This is a genomic window from Desulforamulus putei DSM 12395, assembly GCF_900129195.1.
Lineage (GTDB): Bacteria > Bacillota > Desulfotomaculia > Desulfotomaculales > Desulfotomaculaceae > Desulfotomaculum > Desulfotomaculum putei.
Window position 1 is genome coordinate 50,578 of sequence record NZ_FQUY01000008.1, and the last position, 20,993, is coordinate 71,570.

A 20,993-nucleotide genomic window follows, 5' to 3' on the forward strand; every position below is an offset into this window, starting at 1 on the left:
GGCCCGTCCTCCAAAGCTTCCATCTAAGAAATAATATGGCGAGCCGGATTTATTATGCAGGGAAATTTATAACCCTCTGTTATAGTGCCATTTACTTACAGCAGGCCCTGACGCCTGGCGTAGTGGTCAACGTCGATGCCCCTGCGGCACATCCAGTGATAGGTTTGCCCGTTTATAATCACAGGCACCTTTTTTAAGTCCGGGACAGTCTTTGCTCCCAGCATGAGCATAATCCGGCGGGTTTCTTCAATAAACCTGTCCAGATAGCGGGTCAGTCCTTCGACGGAATCCTGGATTACTATTCTTAGCAGCGGGCGGGCCATACCGACCAGAAAGCACCCCAGGGACAGGGCCTTCACGCAGTCCAGGGCATGTTGAATGCCACCGGATGCAATCAAATGAATCTCTTCATTTTCCTCCGCTAGGCCCTCCAGCAGGCTGACAGCCGTGGGGATTCCCCAGCTAAAACCCGCCTCTTTGCCGGAGCGGGCCTGTTCAATGGCCATAAAATCCGTTCCCCCGGCGCCCCCCACATCAATATAATGAACCCCGGCCCCGGCAATGCGGCGGATGCTTTCCCGGGGCATGCCAAAACCCACTTCCTTGACAATTACAGGGACATCCAACTGCCTGGCCAGGAGCCCGATGTTTTCTAATACACCCCTGAATTTTCTGTCCCCCTCTTCCATTGCCAGTTCCTGGGGAGCATTGAGATGCAGTTGGATGCCGTCTGCCCGGATCATGGCGATGGCCTCTCTGGCCTCGGACAGGGAACAATCGGCACCGAGGTTGGCCAGGATGACGCCGTCCGGATTTGCCTCCCGAACCACAGCAAAGCTGGACCTGGTGGAGTGATCCTCCAAGGCTGCCCGCTGGGACCCAACCGCCAGGGCCACCCCGGCGGCAGCTGCCGCTCTGGCCAGGTTGTGGTTAATACTCTCCAATTGAGGATGCCCTCCGGTCATGGCGTTAATTAACAGGGGCACCTTCAGTTGTTTACCCAGGAATACGCAGGAAGTATCCACATCCTCCCAATCAAGCTGTGGCAGCGGGTTGTGCACCAGTGTTATATCATTAAATCCCGTGGCGCCTTCAATGCTCTTTTGTCTTAAGGACAGTTCAATATGTTCCAGTTTACGGTTTAATCGCAATGCCAAGCCCCCCGGATGATGTCGGTTTATTATTGATTGCTTCTTTATTTCCACGGTCCCTTTGTAATCCCCTTCCGGGCGCCTGGTTTATTGACAATTTTCTCTGTCTTCGACAACACCTGGACCTCACTTCTCAATGGAGGCCAGTTTCCTGGCCCGGGCCCTTTCATTTTTATCCAGGAGTTTTTTCCTGATCCTGAGGCTCTTGGGAGTCACCTCCAACAATTCATCATCACTCAAGTATTCCAGAGCCTCTTCCAAACTCATGATGCGGGGCTCCTCCAGTTTCACGGTGGCCTCGGCGGTACTGGAACGGAAGTTGGTCAATTGTTTTTTCTTGCAAACATTCACTTCAATATCCTGTTCCCGGACATGTTCCCCCACCACCATCCCCTCGTAAACCCTGGTACCTGGGGCGATAAACAGTGTCCCTCTGTCCTGTACCGAGTGCAGTCCGTAGAAGGTGGCTTCTCCGGATTCAAAGGCAATCAACACACCCTGGTAGCGCCGTTTAATCTCGCCTTTATAGGGCTCATAACCCAGGAAGGTGTGATTCATCACCGCATGTCCTCGGGTTTCCGACAGCAGTTGAGAGCGGAAACCGATCAGTCCCCGGGCGGGAACCTTGAACTCCAGTCGTAATTGTCCCGGCCCGTTGGGCCCCATATTGATCATTTCACCCCTCCGGTTGCCCAGGATCTCCATGACCGGTCCCATTTTATCCTCCGGAATATCCACCAGCAGCGTTTCCATGGGTTCCAGCAGTTCACCGTCGTCTCCCCGTTTGTAGATAACCTCCGGTTTGGATACCTGCAATTCATAACCTTCCCGCCGCATGGTTTCAATTAAAATGGACAAGTGTAGTTCCCCCCGGCCGGCTACCTTCCAAACATCCGGGGAATCGGTGTCCTGCACCCGCAGGCTTACATTCCTTTCCATCTCCTTGTACAGCCTGGCCCGCAGTTTGCGGGAGGTAATATGCTCTCCCTCCTGGCCCGCAAAGGGACTGTCGTTGACCATGAAGGTCATTTCCAGGGTTGGCTCATCCACCGTGATGGCCGGCAGGGCCACCGGGTTGTCCTTATCGGCGATGGTCTCCCCAATTTTAATGTCTTCCAGGCCGGATACCACGACGATTTCCCCGCAGAACGCCCGGGGTACTTCCAGCCGTTCCAGTCCTTCGAAGACGTAGACCCGTCCGACACGGTAGTTTTTGACATTCCCTTCATGGTCGATAACGGCTACCGTTTGGCCGCCGGCAATACTGCCCTGGGAAATTCTGCCGATGGCAATGCGGCCAATATAGGAATCGTATTCCGTATTGTTTACCAGCATTTGCAGGGGCGCCTCCGGATCCCCCTGGGGGGCCGGACAATGATTGATAATGGTCTCAAACAGAGGCTTTAAGTCACTGCCCGGCACATCCTGGTCCATGGTGGCTATGCCCTGGCGGGCAACGGCGTAAACCACCGGGAACTCCAATTGCTCGTCACTGGCCCCCAGTTCAAAGAATAACTCGTAGACTTCGTCCACCACCTCATGGATCCGGGCATCCGGGCGGTCAATCTTATTCACCACCACGACCGGCACCAAATTTAGTTCCAGAGCCTTCCGCAAGACAAAACGGGTTTGCGGCATCGGTCCTTCCGAAGCATCCACCAGCAGCAGGACGCCGTCCACCATTTTTAACACCCGTTCCACCTCGCCGCCGAAATCCGAGTGGCCGGGGGTATCCACAATGTTTATTTTATACCCCTGATAACGAACCGAAGTATTTTTCGCCAGAATGGTAATGCCCCGTTCCTTTTCCAAATCATTGGAATCCATGACCCTTTCCTGGACAACCTGGTTTTCCCGAAAGATGCCACTCTGCTTTAACATACCGTCCACCAGGGTGGTTTTGCCATGGTCTACGTGGGCTATAATGGCAATATTCCTTATATTATTGATTGCTGTCATAAGTTCCTCCTTCAGGACCGTACGTAATAAATTTTAACCAAAGATTTATTATATAACACCTTTGTTAAATTGCGTAGGGAACTGTTGCAATCTTATAATAAGCAATTTACAGGTACTCCTGTTATGACATAAATTTATCTTTACAAGGCCGGGGAAATGAATGTTATACTATTCGCGAGGTGCAGCAGATGACAACCAGAAATTTTCTCTATGCCTTCATAACCCTTAATGTTGTAATGGCCGTTGGTGTGTTTTCCCTGATCAAGATTGAAGGTCTGTCCGTTGTGGATGCCGCTTGGCTTGCCACCATCAGCATCACAACCGTAGGTTACGGTGATATCGTACCAAAGACCGTGCCGGGCCGGTTGGTAACCATGGGGCTGATTGTCAGCGGGGTAGGCCTTTACACCTATATTTTAAGTACTGTAATGGTGAGTATCGCCGAGGGGCAATTGTTTGACCTGTTGGGCGAAAAGCGGAGGCGAAAAATGATCAGTAAGTTAAATAATCATATCATTGTTTGCGGCTTGGGCCGGGTCGGCAGCGAAGTGTTCAACACCTTAAAACATGAAAAACAGCCCTTTGTGGTCATTGAAAAAAACCCTGAAAGGGCCGCTTTATACCGGCACTCCGGGGTGCCTGTGGTGGTGGGAGATGCCAGCGAGGATAAAGTTTTAGAACAAGCAGGTATTCACCGCGCCCGTACCCTTATTACCACTTTGCCCGACGATGCAGGCAATCTGTTTATCGTAATGACTTCCAAAGACTTGAATCCCAATATTAAGGTCATCACCCGGGCCACCCGGTCTGAAGGTATTCCCAGATTAAAACGGGCCGGCGCCGACAGCGTGATCGCCCCCTCTGCCCTGGGAGGCAGGAGGATGGCCATGTCAGCCATCAAACCGGCCAGCGTGGCCTTTGTCCAAACCCTTTTTGAACGTCATAACGTTTATTATCAGCTGGAGGAATTTACGGTAAGCAGCAATTCATGGCTGGCCAACAAAGCTCTTAAAGAATCCGGCCTGCGGGAAAAATTCGGCTGCCAGCTATTGGTGATCAACCGGGGTCACGAGACCATTGGCAGTCCCGGCCCCGATGAAGTTATACTACCCGGCGATGAACTGATTGTCTTTGGCCCTTCAGATAAATTATCTGAATTGGAAAAAGCATAGAAAAAGCAGCCCGGTATGGCTGCCTTTTAGCCCAATGGGTTCTGGTAAGGATAGTTTGCCCGCCGGCGCTCCCAGGGGCGGCACATTTCAATACTGACTCCCAGTTTTGTCTCTTCCTCATAGAGAAAACGGTAGACTTTGCTGCCGATGGTTGTTAGCCCCAAATATATGGCGCCAAGTAGAGGAAACAGAACTTTTTTCATTTGCCTGCACAACCCCCAAAAAACCCTATTTCTACTCTACTTTTTTCGCCAAAGAGTTTCAAATCCCTTTAATTTATCCTTAAATTTGGCAAAAAATTAGTTGTCAATTTGTATGGCAGTAACCCTTTGAAAGTCTGATTGACCGGGCTTTCTTACGGACAGTTCATCCACCGACCCGTTATCCCACGTAAGCTTAACCTCTAGGGGCAAGGCGGCGCCGGTTATGTCCAGTTTTGCCTGGCGCATCCAGTCGTCATTTAACCGGACAAACACCAGCTCCATGCGATTATTTTTAAACAGTTTAATTCTGGATTCCCCCACAATTTTATAGAAGACTGTGTATTCTTTCAGGTCTTTGTTTAAAAAATCCGGTTCCTCAATGGAAAACTCTATACCGCCCTGTTTTTCCATATCATCCGTAATTAAATCAACAATTTGAGCCATCTGCCTCCCCCTCTCTTTGGCACAACGAGCCTCTTCACAACTAACCGCAAGTCCCCTTTCTAAACTCCTTGATGGTTAACTGGACATTGGGGTTGTTTAAAATTACCCGGAAGATTGATACAATGTCATAGGGCTCATGGGTGACTGTCTGCTGGGCATATGCCAGAGCAGCTTCCTCGGTATCAAAGCAAGAAATTTCGTCGCACTGGCCGTTTAGGATTTTTACCACCAAATAAATATTCAGGTTCATTCAACTTCCACCTCCTCAGTAATTTGATAATCCGGACACTCCTTTAAGTGCTCCTGAAAAGATTTTAATGCCATTTCCAGACCGTCCGCAAAGCCGTTATTATATTCGCTGGCCGACATTCCCTGGATATAATGAAGATAAATAATGGTACTCTTCTCCCACTTTTTAAGACATTCCTGCAAAGAAGCCAAAAATGGCCAGCCCCCTTCCAAAACAATGTAAACTTTCCAAGTTTATTTTTTCTCCTTATGTTGTGATTATCCTGCCGACGGTGGCATTGACATGAAATCCCCGGACAAATTATGATGGAAGCGGGGTGATAAAATGAGCTGGATCCTTAGCTTGTTTCTAAACAGCGCCGCCTTGCTGGCAGCGGATTATTTGATTGACAGCATTAAAATTGATGGTTTTGCTTCGGCCATACTGGCTGCCCTTTTGCTTGGTTTTGTCAATACTTTTATCAGGCCCATCCTGGTCTTTCTTACCTTTCCCATGACCGTGGTGACGCTGGGATTATTCATTCTGGTGATTAATGCAGTCACCTTTGGTCTTGTCTCCTGGTTCGTTCCCGGGTTTCACATCTACAGTTTTGGCGGGGCCTTTGTGGGGGCCATTATCACCGGTGTTACAAGCTGGATACTAAACGCAATCTTTAACGACCATTAATGACTGCCACTAGTTACTTTCTCAAATATAAATCATAACTTAAATCAATATAACCTCTATAAAAATTATTATTTTAAATGGAAACCTTCCCTGATCCTATAAATCCTGTCATAATTTATCTCGTATTTCAGAGCCCTCTTTGATCATACTAAAGATAGACCCACATCATAAAGAAAAATTCAAGGAGGGAATCTAAAATGACAAGCCGTAATACGAACCAACCTGTTACCCCCGGTGCCAGCAGCGCTCTGGATCAAATGAAGTATGAAATCGCCAGCGAACTTGGTCTTACCAACTATCAACAAATGGACAAAGGTTCTCTGCCCAGCCGCGTAAACGGTTATGTCGGTGGTAACATGACCAAGAAACTGGTTGCCTATGCTGAGCAAGCTCTGGCCAGTGGTAACACCGCACAAATTCTTCAGTCTGCTCCTACCGAGCAAATCGGTCAAAGATCCTAACAGGAACGGAAGGGAAACCGACACATTTTTTAGCACAGGTGTCGGTTTAGCCCTCACCGACAACGGGAGAGAATGCGCTCTCCCGTTGTTTTATTTTGTATAAGATTTATTTAACGATTCCCGAGAAAAAAGAGGAAATTGCAAACTACTCAAAGAAGTAATGCTTACATGCCAAATCAATAGAATCTACCTCAGTTGGCGCTCAAACCGAAGCCATGCAGAAATTGACTTATCTCTGCCCACGCAATCATATTGCCCAGGTTTATTCACTGACATAGTTACCTTAATTAAACATCATAGACAATTTATAATTATTGCACTGATTGATTGGTTCATTTATAATCTATTTGTGTTCTGATTAGCTGCATTCAATTCTAGTACAAGGGGGTATTTGGCATGTTTATGGTATCCATCAATCAGGACAAATGTGTGGGCTGTGGTTCCTGCGTAGATGCCTGCCCTGCTAAAATTCTCGGCATGGAAGGCGATAAAGCGGAGGTAACCGGGGACGCTGCAGACTGCATGGGTTGCGAAACCTGTGTTGAAATCTGCCCCAGCGAGGCTTTCACTGTCATGGAACTGTAAGCATCATTTGCAAGGGGACGTCACAGTGACGTCCCCTCTGTTGTTCAGGCATATATTCAGTCCGGCAAATAATTACATTTATACAAGGAAAGAATAGGAGAACCAAGTTCCTTCACTAAAAACAAAGGATTTATCCCGGTGACAAAGAAGTAGTATATATGAATTGAACTGAAGGGAGCGGTTAAATGTTAAATATTTTTAAAAAGATCCTTTTCTTCTTTCAAGCAATGTTAAACCCTGCCGTTCCCAGCCGGTTAAAGTATGAAATCGGTATTTGTCTGCTTTATATTATCAGTCCCATTGATTTTGTTCCCGATTTCATTCCTTTAACAGGCAAAGGCGATGATGCCGTTGTCCTGTTGTGGTGCGCTAAACGAATTTATGATGTGATAAAGGCCCATAGACAATATCTCTGCAAAAAATAAAACAAGCACTCCGTAACTGCCTGCGGAGCGCTTGTTCTTGTTATAAAAAACTTTTTATTAAATAGGCCACAACGCAAAGACCGACAAAAATCCCTACATTTTTAATCACTTTGCTGCGAACCAGGATATCTTTCTTTTGCTTTTCTCTTTCTCTCCTAAGTTGTTTCTGGGCCGGGTCTGTGTAGTTCAGTTTTTTCAGCTTAGGTTTTTCCCTTGGTATGAATGGAATGACTTTTCCCGTAGCCTTTCCTCTCTCCGCCATTTAGCACACCCTTTTCTGCGGTAAATTCTCCCTTTATTCTTATTTGTTATTTATATCGGCTATTCGATATCTTCTTTACCAATGGCATAACCCAGGCTAAAAATGTCCTTTAATAAGTTATGTATGAGTATTTCTGCCCACTGGACAACTTTGGGATTGGGCTTGCTTTTATAAATGCGAGCCAGTTCATGAGATACCTCAGCAATCATTTCCCTGATATCGTATTTTTCTTCAAATTCCTTTGAACAAAAAATCTCCGCCCCTTCTTCGATGGAGGCATTAAACTGCTTTTCCAACCCGCTGAAGTAGCTGACAATATCATTTAGTTCCCCCAGGACCCCCTGCAGGGCGGTCTCCATACAGTAATCCAAAAATTTCTTTCGTTCACTGGTGGGAAGGCTTTCAAAGACCGTTTTTCCTTCTTTATAATATTGGACCTGGCAGTTGGCCACATTGCCTTTTTCAAAACCGGTCCCTTCAAAAAAATCCCTTATACGTTTTTGTCCCAGGGAACTCACGGTACGTTCCCTGTTTATACTGGCAATGATTTCGGGGGGACCCAGCTCACATTTAATTCGCAATACTTTAACGTTTTTAAGATAAAAAATATAATACTCTCCGTACTTCCTGCTTTTTATTTCATTCGGGATAATGGATAATCCCCCCCTGTCTGCAAGATAACTGGCATACATAAGTAGAATTCCCTACCAGGCAGCAAAATCCTTCCAAAGCAAAGCAAAAACTAACCGCGGTGTTTCCTCTAAATTCTTATTATTTACTATCTATGAAGATATTATTAAAAATATTTGAACTCTTATTGTTTTTTAAGAGGCAGGTGCTATAATAAATTTAAGGTTAAGGTTAGTTAAGATCAAATTATGAACAAAATCTTTTGACTTCCGGCTTCCTCTTTGCGGCAACTTTGTGATTAATTTCACTTTATTTTTATTCTTGCCGATTCATATTGTAAAATTTCTTCACAGAATTGCCAAATAAATAGTTTTTTTGCAGGTGAGCGAACTTGCAAAATTACAAAACAAAATCTTAAGTGGTTTGAGTTATGTAACCTAAAATATGTCTATTAATTCCAGTACAAACCAAACTAATTAAATATAATTATTTTAATTAGTATTTATATTTTAAATTTTCCAACTTTAAACATCTGGTTATATTCTTTTGCTAAAAATTTCATAGTTAATATTTTTTCTAAAAAAGAAGGTTTTTTAAATTTTGTGACAAATAGAACATTTAGAGATTTTTTATCGAATAGTTAAGCAATTGGCTAACAACTCTTTAGTACCATTATTGTTAGCAGAGTTGTTAGCATGCATATGCAAAAAGCAGTTTTTAGCAAAGGGGGAAAACCTATGCAGAACCAAGTGGCCAAAGAAAAAGAAAGGCAAATGACCAGGCGGGGCTTCCTCAAAATGATGGGGGGGATTGGTCTTGCCGGAATCACTGCAACCATTGCCGGCTGCAGTACAGATCCCGCCGGTGGTAAGGGCTGGATGCCGCAACAGTATCAGGTTGCCAGTTCCTTCCCTGTCCAGGTAAAGGGTCGTGTTCCCATCGATCCTGCTAACCCTTCCATTACCCGGGATGACAAAAAGTGCGTTCTGTGCGGCCAGTGCGTAGAGGTTTGTCAAAGGGTCCAGACTGTATACGGGTACTATGAGCTTCCTATCAAAAACGACATTACCTGTGTAAACTGCGGACAGTGCACCCTGTGGTGTCCCACTGCGGCCATCACTGAGCGTGACGACATTGACAAGGTTGTCAAAGCCCTGGCAGACAAGAACATGCACGTGGTTGTGCAAACCGCCCCTGCTACCAGGGTTGCATTAGGGGAAGAGTTTGGTATGGCTCCCGGCACCTTCGTTGAAGGCAAGCAGGTTGCCGCTCTGAAAAAATTGGGTTTTGATGCTGTATTCGACACCAACTTCTCGGCGGACCTCACAATTTTTGAAGAAGGTACTGAATTAATTAAGAGAATTTCCGGTCAAATTCACGAACCCCTGCCGCAGTTTACATCTTGCTGCCCCGGCTGGGTTAAATTCTGTGAATACTTCTATCCTGACCTGTTGCCCCATATGTCCACCTGTAAGTCGCCCCAGCAAATGCTTGGCGCTCTGATTAAGACTTATTACGCCAAAGAAAAAGGTATTAGCCCGGATAAAATCTTCTCGGTATCCATTATGCCCTGCACTGCTAAGAAGTTTGAAGCTGCCCGTCCGGAAATGAACAGTGTCGACAAGCATGCCAAAAAAACTGAACTGAGAGACGTCGACGTGATCCTTACCACCCGCGAACTGGCCCGCTTGATTAAGAGCAAGGGTATTGATTTGAACTCCCTGCAGGATGAAAAGTATGATTCCCTGATGGGCGAAAGCACCAGTGCCGGCTTAATATTCGGCGTTACCGGCGGCGTTATGGAAGCAGCCATTCGTTCCTCTTACTTCCTGATCACTAAGCAAGAGCCCCCGGAAGCTTTACTGAACCTGACTCCCATTCGTGGGCTGAAGGGCTGTAAAGAAGCTGCCGTTGATATTCCCGGCGTAGGCACAGTGAAAGTAGCGGTTGTACACGGCTTAAGCAATGCCCGCCCGGTTCTGGAAGCCGTTCGCAAGAAGGAAGCTCCCTGGCACTTTATCGAGTTTATGGGCTGCCCCGGCGGTTGCATCGGTGGCGGTGGCCAACCTCGTACCTCTTTACCGCCGTCTGACCAGGTGCGTCAAGCCCGCATCGACAGCATTTACAATGCCGATGCTCATATTTACGCCAAGCGGAAGAGTTACGAAAACAAAGAGGTTTTGGCCCTCTACCAAAAGTTCCTGGAGAACCCCAACAGTCACCTGGCCCATGAGCTCCTGCACACCCACTATACCGATCGCAGCAAGCTGCTGACTGTTAAAAAGGACGCGTAACTCTTGTATAACTTGGGAGGTGAAGTTCCATGTCAAAAGGCGTTCTGGTTGATTTGACCAAATGTGTGGGTTGCGGCAGTTGTACCGTTGCCTGTAAACTGTATAACGATACCAAGTGGGATGAGAAGCAACCCACCGTGGGACCTAACGTTAAACTGAGCGATAAAAACTGGACAGTTGTTAAGTTTCATGAAGTTAAAGACAAAGAAGGAAGACCCGTTTGGCGCTTTGTGAAGCAGCAGTGCTTCCACTGCAAGGAACCCGCCTGTGCCTCTGCTTGCTTTGCCAAGGCTTTCCAAAAAACCAAAGAGGGCCCGGTTATTTACTATCCCCATCTGTGCGTTGGTTGCCGTTATTGTATGGTAGCTTGTCCCTTCAACGTTCCGAAATATGAATGGGAGAAACCTTTCCCGCTGGTAACCAAATGCATGATGTGCAGCAACAAAGTAGCCAAAGGCGAAGCTCCTGCCTGTGTATCCGTTTGCCCGGCCGGCGTATTCAAGTACGGCGACCGTGAAGAACTGTTAAAGGAAGCCAAGGCCATTATTGCCAAGGACCCCAAGTACGTGAAACACATCTTTGGCGAACAAGAAGTGGGCGGCACCGAGTGGATTTACATCTCGGATATTCCCTTTGAGCAATTAGGCTTTAAGACCAATGTCACCAAGCGTCCCCTGCCCAGCTATACGGCTGCTTACATGCATGCCACTCCCTATGTGGGCATCGCCTGGGGCGTAGTTTTAACAGGTCTCTACCACTACACCAAGCGCCGTAACCAGATTGCCAAGGAAAACAATAAAAATATCAAAGCCTGAGTAGGCAACAATATTTAGAGAACTGGGGGGATCTCTATGGCGTCTCACGCCCAAGCCCAAAAGTGGAGTTTTCGTATTACTCCAATCCGTGTATTATTGCTGCTATTATCTGCAGTTGCTACAGCCATCATCATTTACCGTCTTGTGACAGGCCTTGGAACTGTTACGAACCTGAACGACGAGTGGCCCTGGGGCCTCTGGATCGGTTTTGACGTACTGTGTGGCGTTGCCCTAGCCGGCGGCGGTTACGGTACGGCATTAATCGTACACGTACTGCACAGGGATTATTTTCACCCCATCGCCCGCAGCGCCATGCTGACTTCTTTGATCGGCTACCTGCTGGTCATGGCCGGCCTGTTCCTGGATATCGGTCAGTGGTTTAACTTCTGGCGTCCTTTTGTATCCTGGGGCCATTCCTCGGTACTGTTTGAAGTATTCTGGTGTGTTTCCTGTTACACTACAGTGCAGATTTTGGAGTTTGGCGAAATTGCCACCGAGCGTGTTGGGAAAAGGTTCCACAATATTTTTAAGGCTGCCCTGCCTGTATTGATGATTGTTGGTATTATTTTCCCCACCCTGCACCAATCTTCACTGGGTGCTCTGTACCTGCTGATGGTTGATAAGCTGTATCCCCTGTGGTGGTCGCCCATTATCTTTTTGTTCTTCTTAATGTCTTCTTTCTTTGTGGGCCCTGCTATGATCTGCGTGGAAACTACCCTGGCCGGTAAGGCTTACGACCACTGGATCCCGATTCCTGTCCTGCGTAAGTTGATAAGAATTTCAGGATATGCTATGATAGTATATCTGGTACTGAAAATCTTCGATCTGGCAAATCGCGGCGTATTTAACCTGGTGTTTTCCGGTACCTTTGAAGCCAACATGTTCTTAATTGAAATGATTTTCGGTATCATTATTCCCATCTTTATCTGCTTCAGCAACTTCAGTGCGTCCCGCAGCGGCTTATTTACCTTTGGTTTACTGGTAAGTCTCGGCGTGGTGTTAAACCGTATGAACGTAGTAATTACTGGTATGATCCGATCCACCGGCGTATCTTACGTTCCTTCCTTAGCGGAATTCACTGTCAGCGCCGGCCTGGTAGCCATGGGTGTTCTGGCCTACTGCTTTATCGTTGAAAACTTCAGAATCCTGGAGCACGAAGAGCATCACGGTCATGCTGCCTAACGAAAGCTTGTGCTAGGTAGGAAGGGCGGTGGTTGACACATCCCCCCGCCCTTCTTTTATAATAGTTATAAAAATCGCGCCTGCTTTATTTTTCTATGTAACCCGAAGCCTAGTCGGGTTTTCTTTTTTTCCTTTGTTTGCAAACCAATTTGTCCAGGTGGAAGGTGGTGTTTTACCGGACACCACCTTCATCATTGTGAAAGACCGGAAACCGCGCCTGCATTTTTCCCATATAACCCGGTACCAATCGGGTTTTGTCTATTTGATAGGTTACTGTTAAGATTAATTCACCTGGACAGTCTTAACAGTAACGCATATCACACTTGCCAATAACTTCTAGCAAAACCGGCCCGTGTCATCACCAGGTACATCCGGTAATAACCTGTCGCTCAAATTAATTTCATTGTAATGTGCCAATGTGTAGCGGGCAACTTTATGTAACTATGAAAAATTAAAATATGTTGTATTATTCTAAATTTTCTAACTAATTTTATCGGCAATTTCTGAAGCCTTTAAAAACAAGGATTCTCCAACGCCTGCCCCTTAAAAAAAATTAAGTTAATTAAATAAATAAATTAAGAAAACTACTCCTGAAACAAGGCCTGTCAAACAAAAAATGGTTTAAGGCCAATGCCTTAAACCACCTAGAATTGTTACTTTAAAAAAGTATATAATTTTAATGGCCTGCCAATGGGGCCATACTGCATTTCCACTTTGACCCTGCCGCATTTTTCCATAAAATCAAGATAGCGACGGACAGTTACTTTCGTAAGTTTTACTTCCTCAGCAATCTCCGACACCGATAAATTACCTTGCCGGTTTTTCAAATAACTCAGAATTTGTTGCAGAGTAACTTCATTTAATCCCTTGGGCAATTCACCCCAGTCTTCCCTATCTTCCTTGCTTTGATTGTTGGGTAAAACTGTTTCATTTTTTAAATCTGCATTAGAAAAGCTATTCGCCTGGGGCAAAGTAGCGCCTGTTGTTTTACTGATTTGATAGGTTAAAGCCTGTATCCATTCTACCAGCTGGTTAAAGGATTGAGCCAGTTCACCAATTTCATTTTTGCTTCCTATCTCCACCGGCGCAGAGATGCTGCCGGAAGTAACTTTTTGCGTTTCTGCGGTAATCAATTTCAATGGTTTTATAATAAATCTCTGAGTAAAATAAAGTGATCCGACAAAGACAAGCAATGTTAAGGCAACCCCTATAAACGCCATTCGTAAAAGCGACTCGTAAAGCAATTCATCATAGAATTTTTTTGAAATACCCACATAGAACATCCCTATAATGTTGCCCCTTTCATCATAAAGGGGGCTATAGGCAGTTTGATACTTTTCACCCACCACCTCAGCTTCACCAAGGTACTCCTTGCCGTTGGCAAGAACACTTTTTGCTACCACATCCGAGGAATGGGTGCCCACCGCCCTTTGACCGTCGGACTTTTTTATGGTGGTTGAAACCCGGGTACTGCCAAGAAACAGGGTGCATGTATCTCCTGTAAGACTGCTGATATAATCGACGATCTCAAAGTTATTGTTTATTTTTACGTCACCCTTGTAAAGATAACCGTCTACCACTCGCCATGGTCCGGGATATTTCAAATCAATGATTGTCTTTGCTGTAGCCATGTCGCTTTTTGCCTTTGTTATGGCTGCCAGTTCCGAGGATTTCTTAATCTGCAGGCCCACTGCGGTCATAAAGCAAACGGCAAGGACTAAGGTTACGACTACAACAAGGATGGTAATTTGCTGTTTAAGTGATTGCAACCGAAGTACCTCCTCCCCGTCCCGTAGACTCCTTTATTAATTAAAAATTCTACGCATATTTAATTAGACCTGCCTCATGGAATTAAAACTACTTTTATTTATTAAATTTTGTGAATTATCTGTATTCATTAGAAGATAAAAAAGCCCGCAGTCAAAACGGCTGCGGGACTTGGCATCTTAGGAAGCCGACTCTACAAAGTTTTTGGGGTCTTCCAGGAAGTAGACCACATAGGCCCTTTGAGGATCTTTACGGATTTCATCCATGATGGAAGGTCCTACAGAAACCTCACCGATCAGGTTAATATCAGAATCAATGTCAAACTCTTCGTCTTCCAGGGGTTTAAGAACCTCCACCCCGGGATTGGGGTCCTTGGTCTTAATGGCCAGGGACAAATATTTTTGTTTTGCTTCTTCCGGGCTGTCGGCAAAAATAATTCTGGTGTTGGTCGGGTGCTGCATGATACCATACCTCCAAGTGTTGATTATTTATCCATTTTCTTAGGTAACCAGTTCTGGACCCACCTGTTCAGCAGCACAAGTCCTGCACCCAGCAATCCTAAGGCACCAATGGAAACAGCCAAGTGCACTCCCGGACTTAGTTGCAGCGATTGTATGTAGGTATTAAAGTTTTTAAGGGCTGAAGAGGCTACCATTACATACAAAATGAGTATCATGAAAACAAAATAATTTGCTTTTTGATTTTGTTTTTTATTTTGCAAAAGCTGTCTGTCCTTTCCAATGGTAATACCGAATTAAAAATTTCGTTAAACAACTCATTCGTACAGGATGGTTTTATTTTACTATAAACTTGGTGTTTAGTGTACCCCGTAGTGTGAAAGTCCATAAAATTTTATAAATAATCACTCTTTTGGGCGATCCGGCAATACAGTAACGGGGCCGTCAACCTCAACCAGCCCAATGTTAACTGAAAATCTTTAAAAAGTCTGCACATTTTAACCTGAATTCCACGTTGTCCCTTTCAAACACCTTTATTCCTTTTGCCTTTTCATCCTTGTCCAGTGTTTCTACACTGTCCACAAAGCAAAGGGGCGGAAACAGGATACACCACCAGTTTTTCCCTTTTCCTTCGCCAATGACAATCCTGACCGCATGATAATTACCCGCCGGCAGGGTTAAGTTACCGTAGGTTTTAGTGGGAAAGGCAAAATCACCCATCATTACGGCCACTTGATAATCCTTGCCTTCACGCTTAATTTGTGCTTGAGCCAGTTCTTTAATTTCATTCATACTTGACTGAACGATTTGTTCAGCTTCTTGTCTGCTTGACGCTTGACGAAACCGTTCTTTCATTTCCTTTACAATAACATCTCTTACGTGAAGTTTTAACGTTTGGTCTTCTAAACTGTTGCTATTGGCAATCACATGAAAGCGGATCAGTTGGCTGGCAAATTCATGCTGGATATAGGTCCGGTAAGATAGAAAGGCTAGTCCAACCAAAATAAGGATTGAACAAATAAGAAAATGAATTTTTTTTGCATTCTTTAACAACTCAGGCACCCCACATACACTAATTAACTACTAAGAGTATGTGCAGGTCCTGCCAAATTTATACATCATAAAACAAAAAACCACAGTTTTTGCTGTGGTATGGGAAAAAACAAAGAGGTGAGCCTGTGTAAACTTTTACACTTTAGTGGTGGTGATCGCATTGACCTTCCAGCTCAATGTAGTCCTGGAACTGGTCCCGTAAAAATAAATCCACCAGAGGCCGTGGGCTGCCCGGCACCACCCAGTGTACCAGCATGCCGCTCTCGTCATTTCTAATCAAACGGCCGCGGGTACCCGGCTCCACATCCCCCAGCTTAACCCTCGCTCTTATCCAGACCTCGCCCCTGGCGTTATGAACCGCCAGCATTTGTCTGGCCATCTCCAGTGTGTGCATAAGGCCATTGATGGTTTCCTGGACCTTTCCCTGGGAAAGCATCTCTATACCCTCTGTACACAGTTTGATCACAGTATCCAGTTTTACCTTAGGGGCCTCCCTCTCCATCCTGTCCCAACCTCCCTTTTAACCGATGATGATGTTATAAACATCAAGGGGCTTGCCAACCAGTGACAATACCGTCCCCAGATCTGCAAATTCCACATCCCTTACTCTCAGGAAAACATCATTAAAAAGTTGGTAGTAAAAGGGTTGGCTTTTCCCCAGCAGCATTGCCTGCCAATTCGCTCCAAATTCCCCGGCCAGCCGGGTTTTTAATTCCTCTTCTCCCGCCGGGTCATCCAACGTTAAAACACCTGTCAAATTGCCCACGGCAACGATTCTCCGCAAAGGTTCTCAGCCTGTTTCGTAAAAATAGACCGGGATTTCCCGTCCACCCGCTGCATCCACCAGGGAGTTTAACCGGCTGCCATCCATGGAACCAAGGATTACCTGACCATGTTTGGTTACAATTTCCCTTATTTCACTCAACTGCCTGCAGCCGGCGGCTGCCAGAATTGCCTGCATAAAAACCCACCTTTACCTTTAATAATGGGGCGGCCTTTCCCTGAGGGGACACTTGAGGCAGTAACAATCATCACATTCATCCTGACAGGAGGTATTGCATTTGCAAGGAACATCTTCATAAATACACTTCACAGGTTATCCCTCCAACCGTCTGTTGTGATCCTCATATTCTATTTCACCATAGATGCGGTTTTTCCTGGTATGATTTAAACTTTTGGAGGAAACCTGAGATTAAACGGTAGAATAGGGAATTCAATTTGGGGACGGTTCTTGACTTGAATTCAGTTTTCACGGATTCGGATTGGTACCGTCCCCGCATTAATTTTCTTCCCTTTAGTATGATAAAAAGGTCTGTTTGCTGCTACAGCCACATAGTCAATGAGTTCATTTAATTTGTTATCATCCACATCAATCTTCAATCCTTTCATCTCCTGTAATATCCTTACCATTTCCTCAAAGGAACTGTTGCCGGCCCGCTCTCCCAGACCGGAAACAGTGGTGCTGAGATATTTGGCCCCGGCCTGGTAGGCGGCCAGGGTGTTGGCGACGGCCATGCCGAAATCGTTATGGGCGTGCATCTCCACATCGATCCCGACTTCTTGAATGATCCGGGTCACTTTATTCCTGGTGATAAAGGGGTCCAGCACGCCCAGGGTATCGGCAAACCGGAGACGGCTGGCCCCTTCTTCCCTGGCAAACCGGGCGAATGTCACCAGAAACCCCATATCAGCCCGGGAGGCGTCCTCGGCGCCGATGGTTACGGTGCAACCGTGCTCTCTGGCATAACTGACGGCCCTTCTGACACTGTCCAAAACCCAAAGGCGACTGCGTTTTAATTTATACCGGATATGAATGTCAGAAACCGGGGCGGAAATGTGCAGGTGTCGGGCGCCGCAGGCCAGGGAAGCCTTGACATCTCCCAGTGTGGCCCGGTTCCAGGTGGAGATCCTGGCTTTTAAATCAAGGGACAGGATACGATAGATGGCATCCGTCTCCAGCTTTCCCATGGCCGGTATGCCCGCCTCAATCTGGTAGACCCCCACCTGATCCAGCAACCGGGCAATCTGCACCTTCTCTTCCACGGTGAAAGCAACCCCCGCCGCCTGTTCCCCGTCCCGCAAGGTGGTATCAACAAAGCAGACCGTATTCACGTATATCACCCCTCCCAAGCCAATTCAAGCGGGGACGGTTCTTGACTTGAATTGAAGTTTTCCCCAGTTGATGGGAAAGGTTTTTAGTTGCAGCATGGTTTGGTAATGATTAATTTGATTTCATTTTTTCCGAGAATTTCCGTGCGGCTTTCCAGTCCGTTGGCCAGGATTTCGTTTTCCAGCCAGGGAGGGATGTGGTTGCAGAGGACTTCCAGGGAGTAGAATTTACCCTGCCTGACAAAGGGCAACAGGGCTTGCTTGGAGGTTACTCCCAGGTCTTTTTCTTGAATTTCTTTAATGGAAATGCGGTAGCAACCGCTGAAGGTCTCCACCGGAACGGGCGGGCTGACGGGATTTTGCACCACCCTTTGTCTTTGCTCCTCTTCTTCCCTGGCCAGGATATAATCCAGAAACTCCACCGGGTTGCCCTCGAATTCCCAGATGCTGCAACGGGATTTCTCCAGGGCAAAATAAGGAATTCCGGTAACGGAAAGCCCCACAAAGGTTTTACAGGAGCCGAGGAAATCAATCAGGTCGCTCATTTGGTCCCGTAAACCCTTAATTGTAAAGTTTTCGCCCAGGGAAAAGTTCTTTTCCCTGGACACACTCCACCGGCCCTGCATCCTTTGATAGATCATGACTTTGCCTGGTTGATAAAGGTCGGCGGTCTTTCCGTTCTCACCCACGTAAACAGCGATTTCTTTGGGCATCAGACTCCCTCCTTTTCCAGGAGTTTTTTATTATTAAATCTCCAGCCTCTTGACCATGGCCATAGAGTTCTGTGTTGGCGGCTGCACAGACTGACCTGTATAAAACTCCCGGGAGCGGTCTTCATCCAGCAGACCGATGGCATCTGCCCGGCACTGCTTGCAATGCCGCATCTGCTGCAAATCAATTTGGCAGAGATCCCTCATTTGATTCAGTTCCTGCAGGCCGGTGGGAGGAAGATGGGCAAAGTCGCTGCCCTCTGCCGGAATCAAAGGCATGATGTTGCTCATGAAGGCGCCCAACTGTTTAGCTCTTTTAACCACGGAGGGAATCTCTCTGTCGTTGATGCCTTTGATCATCACAATGTTCACTTTCACCAGCACGCCCCGTTGAGCCAGATACCGGATCCCGGTCAGTTGATTTTCCAGCAGGATACGGGCTCCCTCAACGCCCGCATATTTTTCCCCCCGGTAATAGACGTGGCGGTAAATTTTAGCCCCGGTGGCCGGGTCCAGGGTATTCATGGTCACCGTTACATGTTTGATGCCCAGCTCAACAATTTCCGGGGCATAGTGGGGCAGCAGCAACCCATTGGTGGACAGGCAAAAGATCATCTCCGGGTTGGATTGTTTGATACGCTCAATGGCTTCCCGGGTATTGTCCCAGTTGGCCAGGGCGTCCCCGGGCCCGGCAATCCCTACCACGCTGAGGTTGGGGATTTTTTCTTTAACCACAACGAATTTTTGTTCCGCCAACACCGGTGTTAAGATCTCGCTGGTGACACCGGGCCTGCTTTCATTGACACAGTCGTACTTACGGTTGCAGTAATTACAGCTGATATTGCATTGGGGCGCCACCGGCAGGTGCATGCGGGCATATTGATGATGGGCCTCCCGGGAATAACAGGGATGCCTGCGGGTTTGTTCCAGGGGGTCACCGGCTGTTTGACAAATGACAGGGTTCTTATTGCATAAACACGTCATGCTGCTCACCACTACTTTCCAGAAAAAATTCCTCAACCGGTTGGTTGTTGAGATAAAACATTTCATACATGGATTTCCGGTAATGCTTGTGTTTGTGTTCCAGCAGGGTATTGGTGATCCTGTCCAGAAACTGGGTGGTACCCGCATAGCCCACCGAGAGGAGACGCTGACCGCCGGTACGGTCGTGGATGGGAAAGCCGTACCGCACCAGGGGGATGCCTTCCTTCTCGGTGAGAAATCTGCCATCCGACGAACCAATGGCGATGTTGGCTTTTCCTCTGCTTTGTTTGCGAATGGTGGTAAAATCCGTTCCTGTTAATACGGTACATCGCAGGGGCGAGTGGGCCAGTTTTTCTGCCAGAAGTTTCACCAGCAGGGGGTTTTTGCTGCCGGTGGCCACCACCACCGGGTAAATGCCATTCTCCAGGCAGATTTTGGCCACTCCGTAGATATTGTCCGGCTCGCCGAAGATGACGCTGCGCCCCCGGGCATTGTATTTATGGGAATCAATCATACAGTCCAGCAGCCTGCCCCGCTCCTGCTCCAGACAGGCCGGCAGCGGGTTGCCGGTGAGTTTCATCAGCATATTCATAAACATGTCGGTATTTTCAACCCCCATGGGCACCGGCAGATTATACAGGGGAACGCCGAACCGGCTCTCTAAATAGTGACCCGGGGACATGCTCTCATCCACCGTAAGGCCAAACTGAATGGTGGCTGCGGCGCCGCCCATGGCGGCAATGTCTGCCAGTTTGGTGCCGCCCTCGGGTATCTTGCGGTAGGGTTTTTGATAGGGGCGGTCCAGAGTATCGGAATAATCGGGCAGCAGGATGTAGTCCACCCGCATTAACTGTAAAATCCTCTTTATCTCCCGGATATCGGCCGGGCTCAGGTTGGGAATAATCACATTAATTTTGGAGTTGGCCCCGGTCTTTTGGGCCAACCTGGCAACAATTCTTCTCAGGGTTAACCAGTAGCCCTCGGTATGGGTGCCCCCGTAACCGGGGCTGTTAACGGTAACCACCGGCAAATCACCGTATCCCTTTTCCCTCAGGTACTCCTGGCTGATCCTGTCGATGTCTTCACCAATGGTTTCCGCCAGGCAGGTGGTAAGGATGCCGATGACCCCGGGACGGTAGGCTTTAATCATATTGTCCAGGCCCTGTTTTAAATTCTTTTCCCCCCCGTAAATGGTGCCTTTCTCATTCAATGAGGAAGAGGCCACATCAATGGGTTCGTTAAAATGCTCGGCCATGTGCCGGCGCATGTAGGTGGCACAACCCTGGGAGCCATGGAGCATCACCATGGACTGTTCCAGTCCTTTGAAGGCCAAAATGCCTCCCATGGGCATGCACATGTTGCAGGGGTTTTCATTGACATTGCGGCAACTTGTATGTTTTTTTCCCACAGGCC

At 47.1% G+C, this 20,993-nt stretch carries 27 protein-coding genes; 8 read left to right on the forward strand and 19 right to left on the reverse strand.

Features of this window, described 5'->3' with window-relative positions:
• Positions 1-95: 95 nt before the first annotated feature.
• Positions 96-1,151: a type 2 isopentenyl-diphosphate Delta-isomerase gene (gene fni, locus BUB67_RS07065; RefSeq protein WP_073237899.1), complete on the reverse strand. Its 1,056-nt coding sequence runs from the start codon at positions 1,149-1,151 to the stop codon at positions 96-98.
• Positions 1,152-1,277: 126 nt separating this feature from the next.
• A complete protein-coding gene (gene typA, locus BUB67_RS07070; protein ID WP_073237903.1) occupies positions 1,278-3,110 on the reverse strand; it encodes a translational GTPase TypA in 1,833 nt (610 codons plus the stop codon).
• Positions 3,111-3,298: 188 nt separating this feature from the next.
• Here typA and BUB67_RS07075 point away from each other — a divergent pair, with 188 nt between their 5' ends.
• Positions 3,299-4,282 carry a potassium channel family protein gene (locus BUB67_RS07075; protein WP_073237906.1) on the forward strand — a complete coding sequence of 328 codons (984 nt, stop codon included), beginning with the start codon at positions 3,299-3,301 and terminating at the stop codon, positions 4,280-4,282.
• 26 nt (positions 4,283-4,308) lie between these two features.
• Here the strand turns inward: BUB67_RS07075 and BUB67_RS16620 are convergent, their stop codons facing one another.
• From BUB67_RS16620 to BUB67_RS07090, 4 genes are all read right to left on the reverse strand, one after another.
• Positions 4,309-4,485 carry a hypothetical protein gene (locus tag BUB67_RS16620; protein WP_200798141.1) on the reverse strand — a complete coding sequence of 59 codons (177 nt, stop codon included), beginning with the start codon at positions 4,483-4,485 and terminating at the stop codon, positions 4,309-4,311.
• A 96-nt stretch (positions 4,486-4,581) separates the two neighbouring features.
• Positions 4,582-4,929, reverse strand: a complete 348-nt coding sequence (locus tag BUB67_RS07080) for a hypothetical protein (protein WP_073237910.1) — start codon at positions 4,927-4,929, stop codon at positions 4,582-4,584.
• 40 nt (positions 4,930-4,969) lie between these two features.
• The gene (locus tag BUB67_RS07085; RefSeq protein ID WP_073237913.1) at positions 4,970-5,179 is read right to left on the reverse strand and encodes a hypothetical protein; all 210 of its coding nucleotides are present in this window, start codon (positions 5,177-5,179) and stop codon (positions 4,970-4,972) included.
• Entirely contained in the window at positions 5,176-5,370 is a 195-nt protein-coding gene (locus BUB67_RS07090; RefSeq protein ID WP_073237916.1) for a cap-binding protein, read from the reverse strand. Before BUB67_RS07090 ends, BUB67_RS07085 begins: the two co-directional genes overlap by 4 nt.
• 133 nt (positions 5,371-5,503) lie before the next feature.
• Between BUB67_RS07090 and BUB67_RS07095 the strand changes: the two genes are divergently transcribed.
• From BUB67_RS07095 to BUB67_RS07110, 4 genes are all read left to right on the forward strand, one after another.
• A complete protein-coding gene (locus BUB67_RS07095; RefSeq protein ID WP_073237919.1) occupies positions 5,504-5,845 on the forward strand; it encodes a phage holin family protein in 342 nt (113 codons plus the stop codon).
• Between the two features lie 197 nt (positions 5,846-6,042).
• Positions 6,043-6,306 carry an alpha/beta-type small acid-soluble spore protein gene (locus tag BUB67_RS07100; protein ID WP_073237922.1) on the forward strand — a complete coding sequence of 88 codons (264 nt, stop codon included), beginning with the start codon at positions 6,043-6,045 and terminating at the stop codon, positions 6,304-6,306.
• A 396-nt stretch (positions 6,307-6,702) separates the two neighbouring features.
• Positions 6,703-6,891 (forward strand): indolepyruvate ferredoxin oxidoreductase subunit alpha, encoded by a 189-nt coding sequence (locus BUB67_RS07105; protein WP_073237925.1) that lies wholly within the window; start codon positions 6,703-6,705, stop codon positions 6,889-6,891.
• A gap of 185 nt (positions 6,892-7,076) precedes the next feature.
• Positions 7,077-7,316 (forward strand): YkvA family protein, encoded by a 240-nt coding sequence (locus BUB67_RS07110; RefSeq protein WP_200798142.1) that lies wholly within the window; start codon positions 7,077-7,079, stop codon positions 7,314-7,316.
• A 40-nt stretch (positions 7,317-7,356) separates the two neighbouring features.
• Here the strand turns inward: BUB67_RS07110 and BUB67_RS07115 are convergent, their stop codons facing one another.
• Together BUB67_RS07115 and BUB67_RS07120 are read right to left on the reverse strand one after the other, a co-directional pair.
• On the reverse strand, positions 7,357-7,578 hold the full coding sequence (locus tag BUB67_RS07115; protein ID WP_073237929.1) for a hypothetical protein: 222 nt from the start codon (positions 7,576-7,578) through the stop codon (positions 7,357-7,359).
• Between the two features lie 59 nt (positions 7,579-7,637).
• Complete coding sequence (locus BUB67_RS07120) at positions 7,638-8,270, reverse strand: hypothetical protein (RefSeq protein WP_073237932.1); 633 nt, start codon at positions 8,268-8,270, stop codon at positions 7,638-7,640.
• Between the two features lie 675 nt (positions 8,271-8,945).
• Between BUB67_RS07120 and BUB67_RS07125 the strand changes: the two genes are divergently transcribed.
• From BUB67_RS07125 to nrfD, 3 genes are read left to right on the forward strand one after another with little or no spacing between them, the layout of a single operon-like run.
• Positions 8,946-10,502: a [FeFe] hydrogenase, group A gene (locus BUB67_RS07125; protein ID WP_073237935.1), complete on the forward strand. Its 1,557-nt coding sequence runs from the start codon at positions 8,946-8,948 to the stop codon at positions 10,500-10,502.
• Positions 10,503-10,531: 29 nt separating this feature from the next.
• On the forward strand, positions 10,532-11,317 hold the full coding sequence (locus BUB67_RS07130) for a 4Fe-4S dicluster domain-containing protein (protein WP_073237938.1): 786 nt from the start codon (positions 10,532-10,534) through the stop codon (positions 11,315-11,317).
• 36 nt (positions 11,318-11,353) lie between these two features.
• Positions 11,354-12,499 carry an NrfD/PsrC family molybdoenzyme membrane anchor subunit gene (nrfD, locus tag BUB67_RS07135; protein ID WP_073237941.1) on the forward strand — a complete coding sequence of 382 codons (1,146 nt, stop codon included), beginning with the start codon at positions 11,354-11,356 and terminating at the stop codon, positions 12,497-12,499.
• 653 nt (positions 12,500-13,152) lie between these two features.
• Here the strand turns inward: nrfD and BUB67_RS07145 are convergent.
• The 11 genes from BUB67_RS07145 to BUB67_RS07190 all read right to left on the reverse strand — a co-directional run bounded on the left by BUB67_RS07145 (position 13,153) and on the right by BUB67_RS07190 (position 20,937).
• A complete protein-coding gene (locus BUB67_RS07145; RefSeq protein WP_073237947.1) occupies positions 13,153-14,268 on the reverse strand; it encodes a cache domain-containing protein in 1,116 nt (371 codons plus the stop codon).
• A gap of 177 nt (positions 14,269-14,445) precedes the next feature.
• Positions 14,446-14,727: a hypothetical protein gene (locus BUB67_RS07150; RefSeq protein WP_073237950.1), complete on the reverse strand. Its 282-nt coding sequence runs from the start codon at positions 14,725-14,727 to the stop codon at positions 14,446-14,448.
• 23 nt (positions 14,728-14,750) lie between these two features.
• A complete protein-coding gene (locus BUB67_RS07155; RefSeq protein WP_238456980.1) occupies positions 14,751-14,987 on the reverse strand; it encodes a hypothetical protein in 237 nt (78 codons plus the stop codon).
• A 202-nt stretch (positions 14,988-15,189) separates the two neighbouring features.
• Entirely contained in the window at positions 15,190-15,729 is a 540-nt protein-coding gene (spoIIR, locus tag BUB67_RS07160) for a stage II sporulation protein R (protein WP_416358829.1), read from the reverse strand.
• 190 nt (positions 15,730-15,919) lie between these two features.
• Positions 15,920-16,279 (reverse strand): hypothetical protein, encoded by a 360-nt coding sequence (locus tag BUB67_RS07165; RefSeq protein WP_073237956.1) that lies wholly within the window; start codon positions 16,277-16,279, stop codon positions 15,920-15,922.
• 18 nt (positions 16,280-16,297) lie between these two features.
• Positions 16,298-16,561 (reverse strand): hypothetical protein, encoded by a 264-nt coding sequence (locus BUB67_RS07170; RefSeq protein WP_143157016.1) that lies wholly within the window; start codon positions 16,559-16,561, stop codon positions 16,298-16,300.
• Between the two features lie 6 nt (positions 16,562-16,567).
• Positions 16,568-16,738 carry a hypothetical protein gene (locus BUB67_RS16380; protein ID WP_159431816.1) on the reverse strand — a complete coding sequence of 57 codons (171 nt, stop codon included), beginning with the start codon at positions 16,736-16,738 and terminating at the stop codon, positions 16,568-16,570.
• Between the two features lie 281 nt (positions 16,739-17,019).
• A complete protein-coding gene (locus BUB67_RS07175; RefSeq protein ID WP_073237962.1) occupies positions 17,020-17,889 on the reverse strand; it encodes a beta/alpha barrel domain-containing protein in 870 nt (289 codons plus the stop codon).
• A gap of 83 nt (positions 17,890-17,972) precedes the next feature.
• Positions 17,973-18,599 carry a Fe-only nitrogenase accessory AnfO family protein gene (locus BUB67_RS07180; protein WP_073237965.1) on the reverse strand — a complete coding sequence of 209 codons (627 nt, stop codon included), beginning with the start codon at positions 18,597-18,599 and terminating at the stop codon, positions 17,973-17,975.
• Between the two features lie 33 nt (positions 18,600-18,632).
• Positions 18,633-19,580, reverse strand: coding sequence for a nitrogenase cofactor biosynthesis protein NifB (gene nifB, locus BUB67_RS07185; protein WP_084127666.1), 948 nt, complete (start codon positions 19,578-19,580; stop codon positions 18,633-18,635).
• On the reverse strand, positions 19,561-20,937 hold the full coding sequence (locus tag BUB67_RS07190; RefSeq protein WP_073238086.1) for a nitrogenase component 1: 1,377 nt from the start codon (positions 20,935-20,937) through the stop codon (positions 19,561-19,563). The genes nifB and BUB67_RS07190 overlap by 20 nt, the downstream gene beginning before the upstream one ends.
• Between the last annotated feature and the right edge of the window lie 56 nt (positions 20,938-20,993).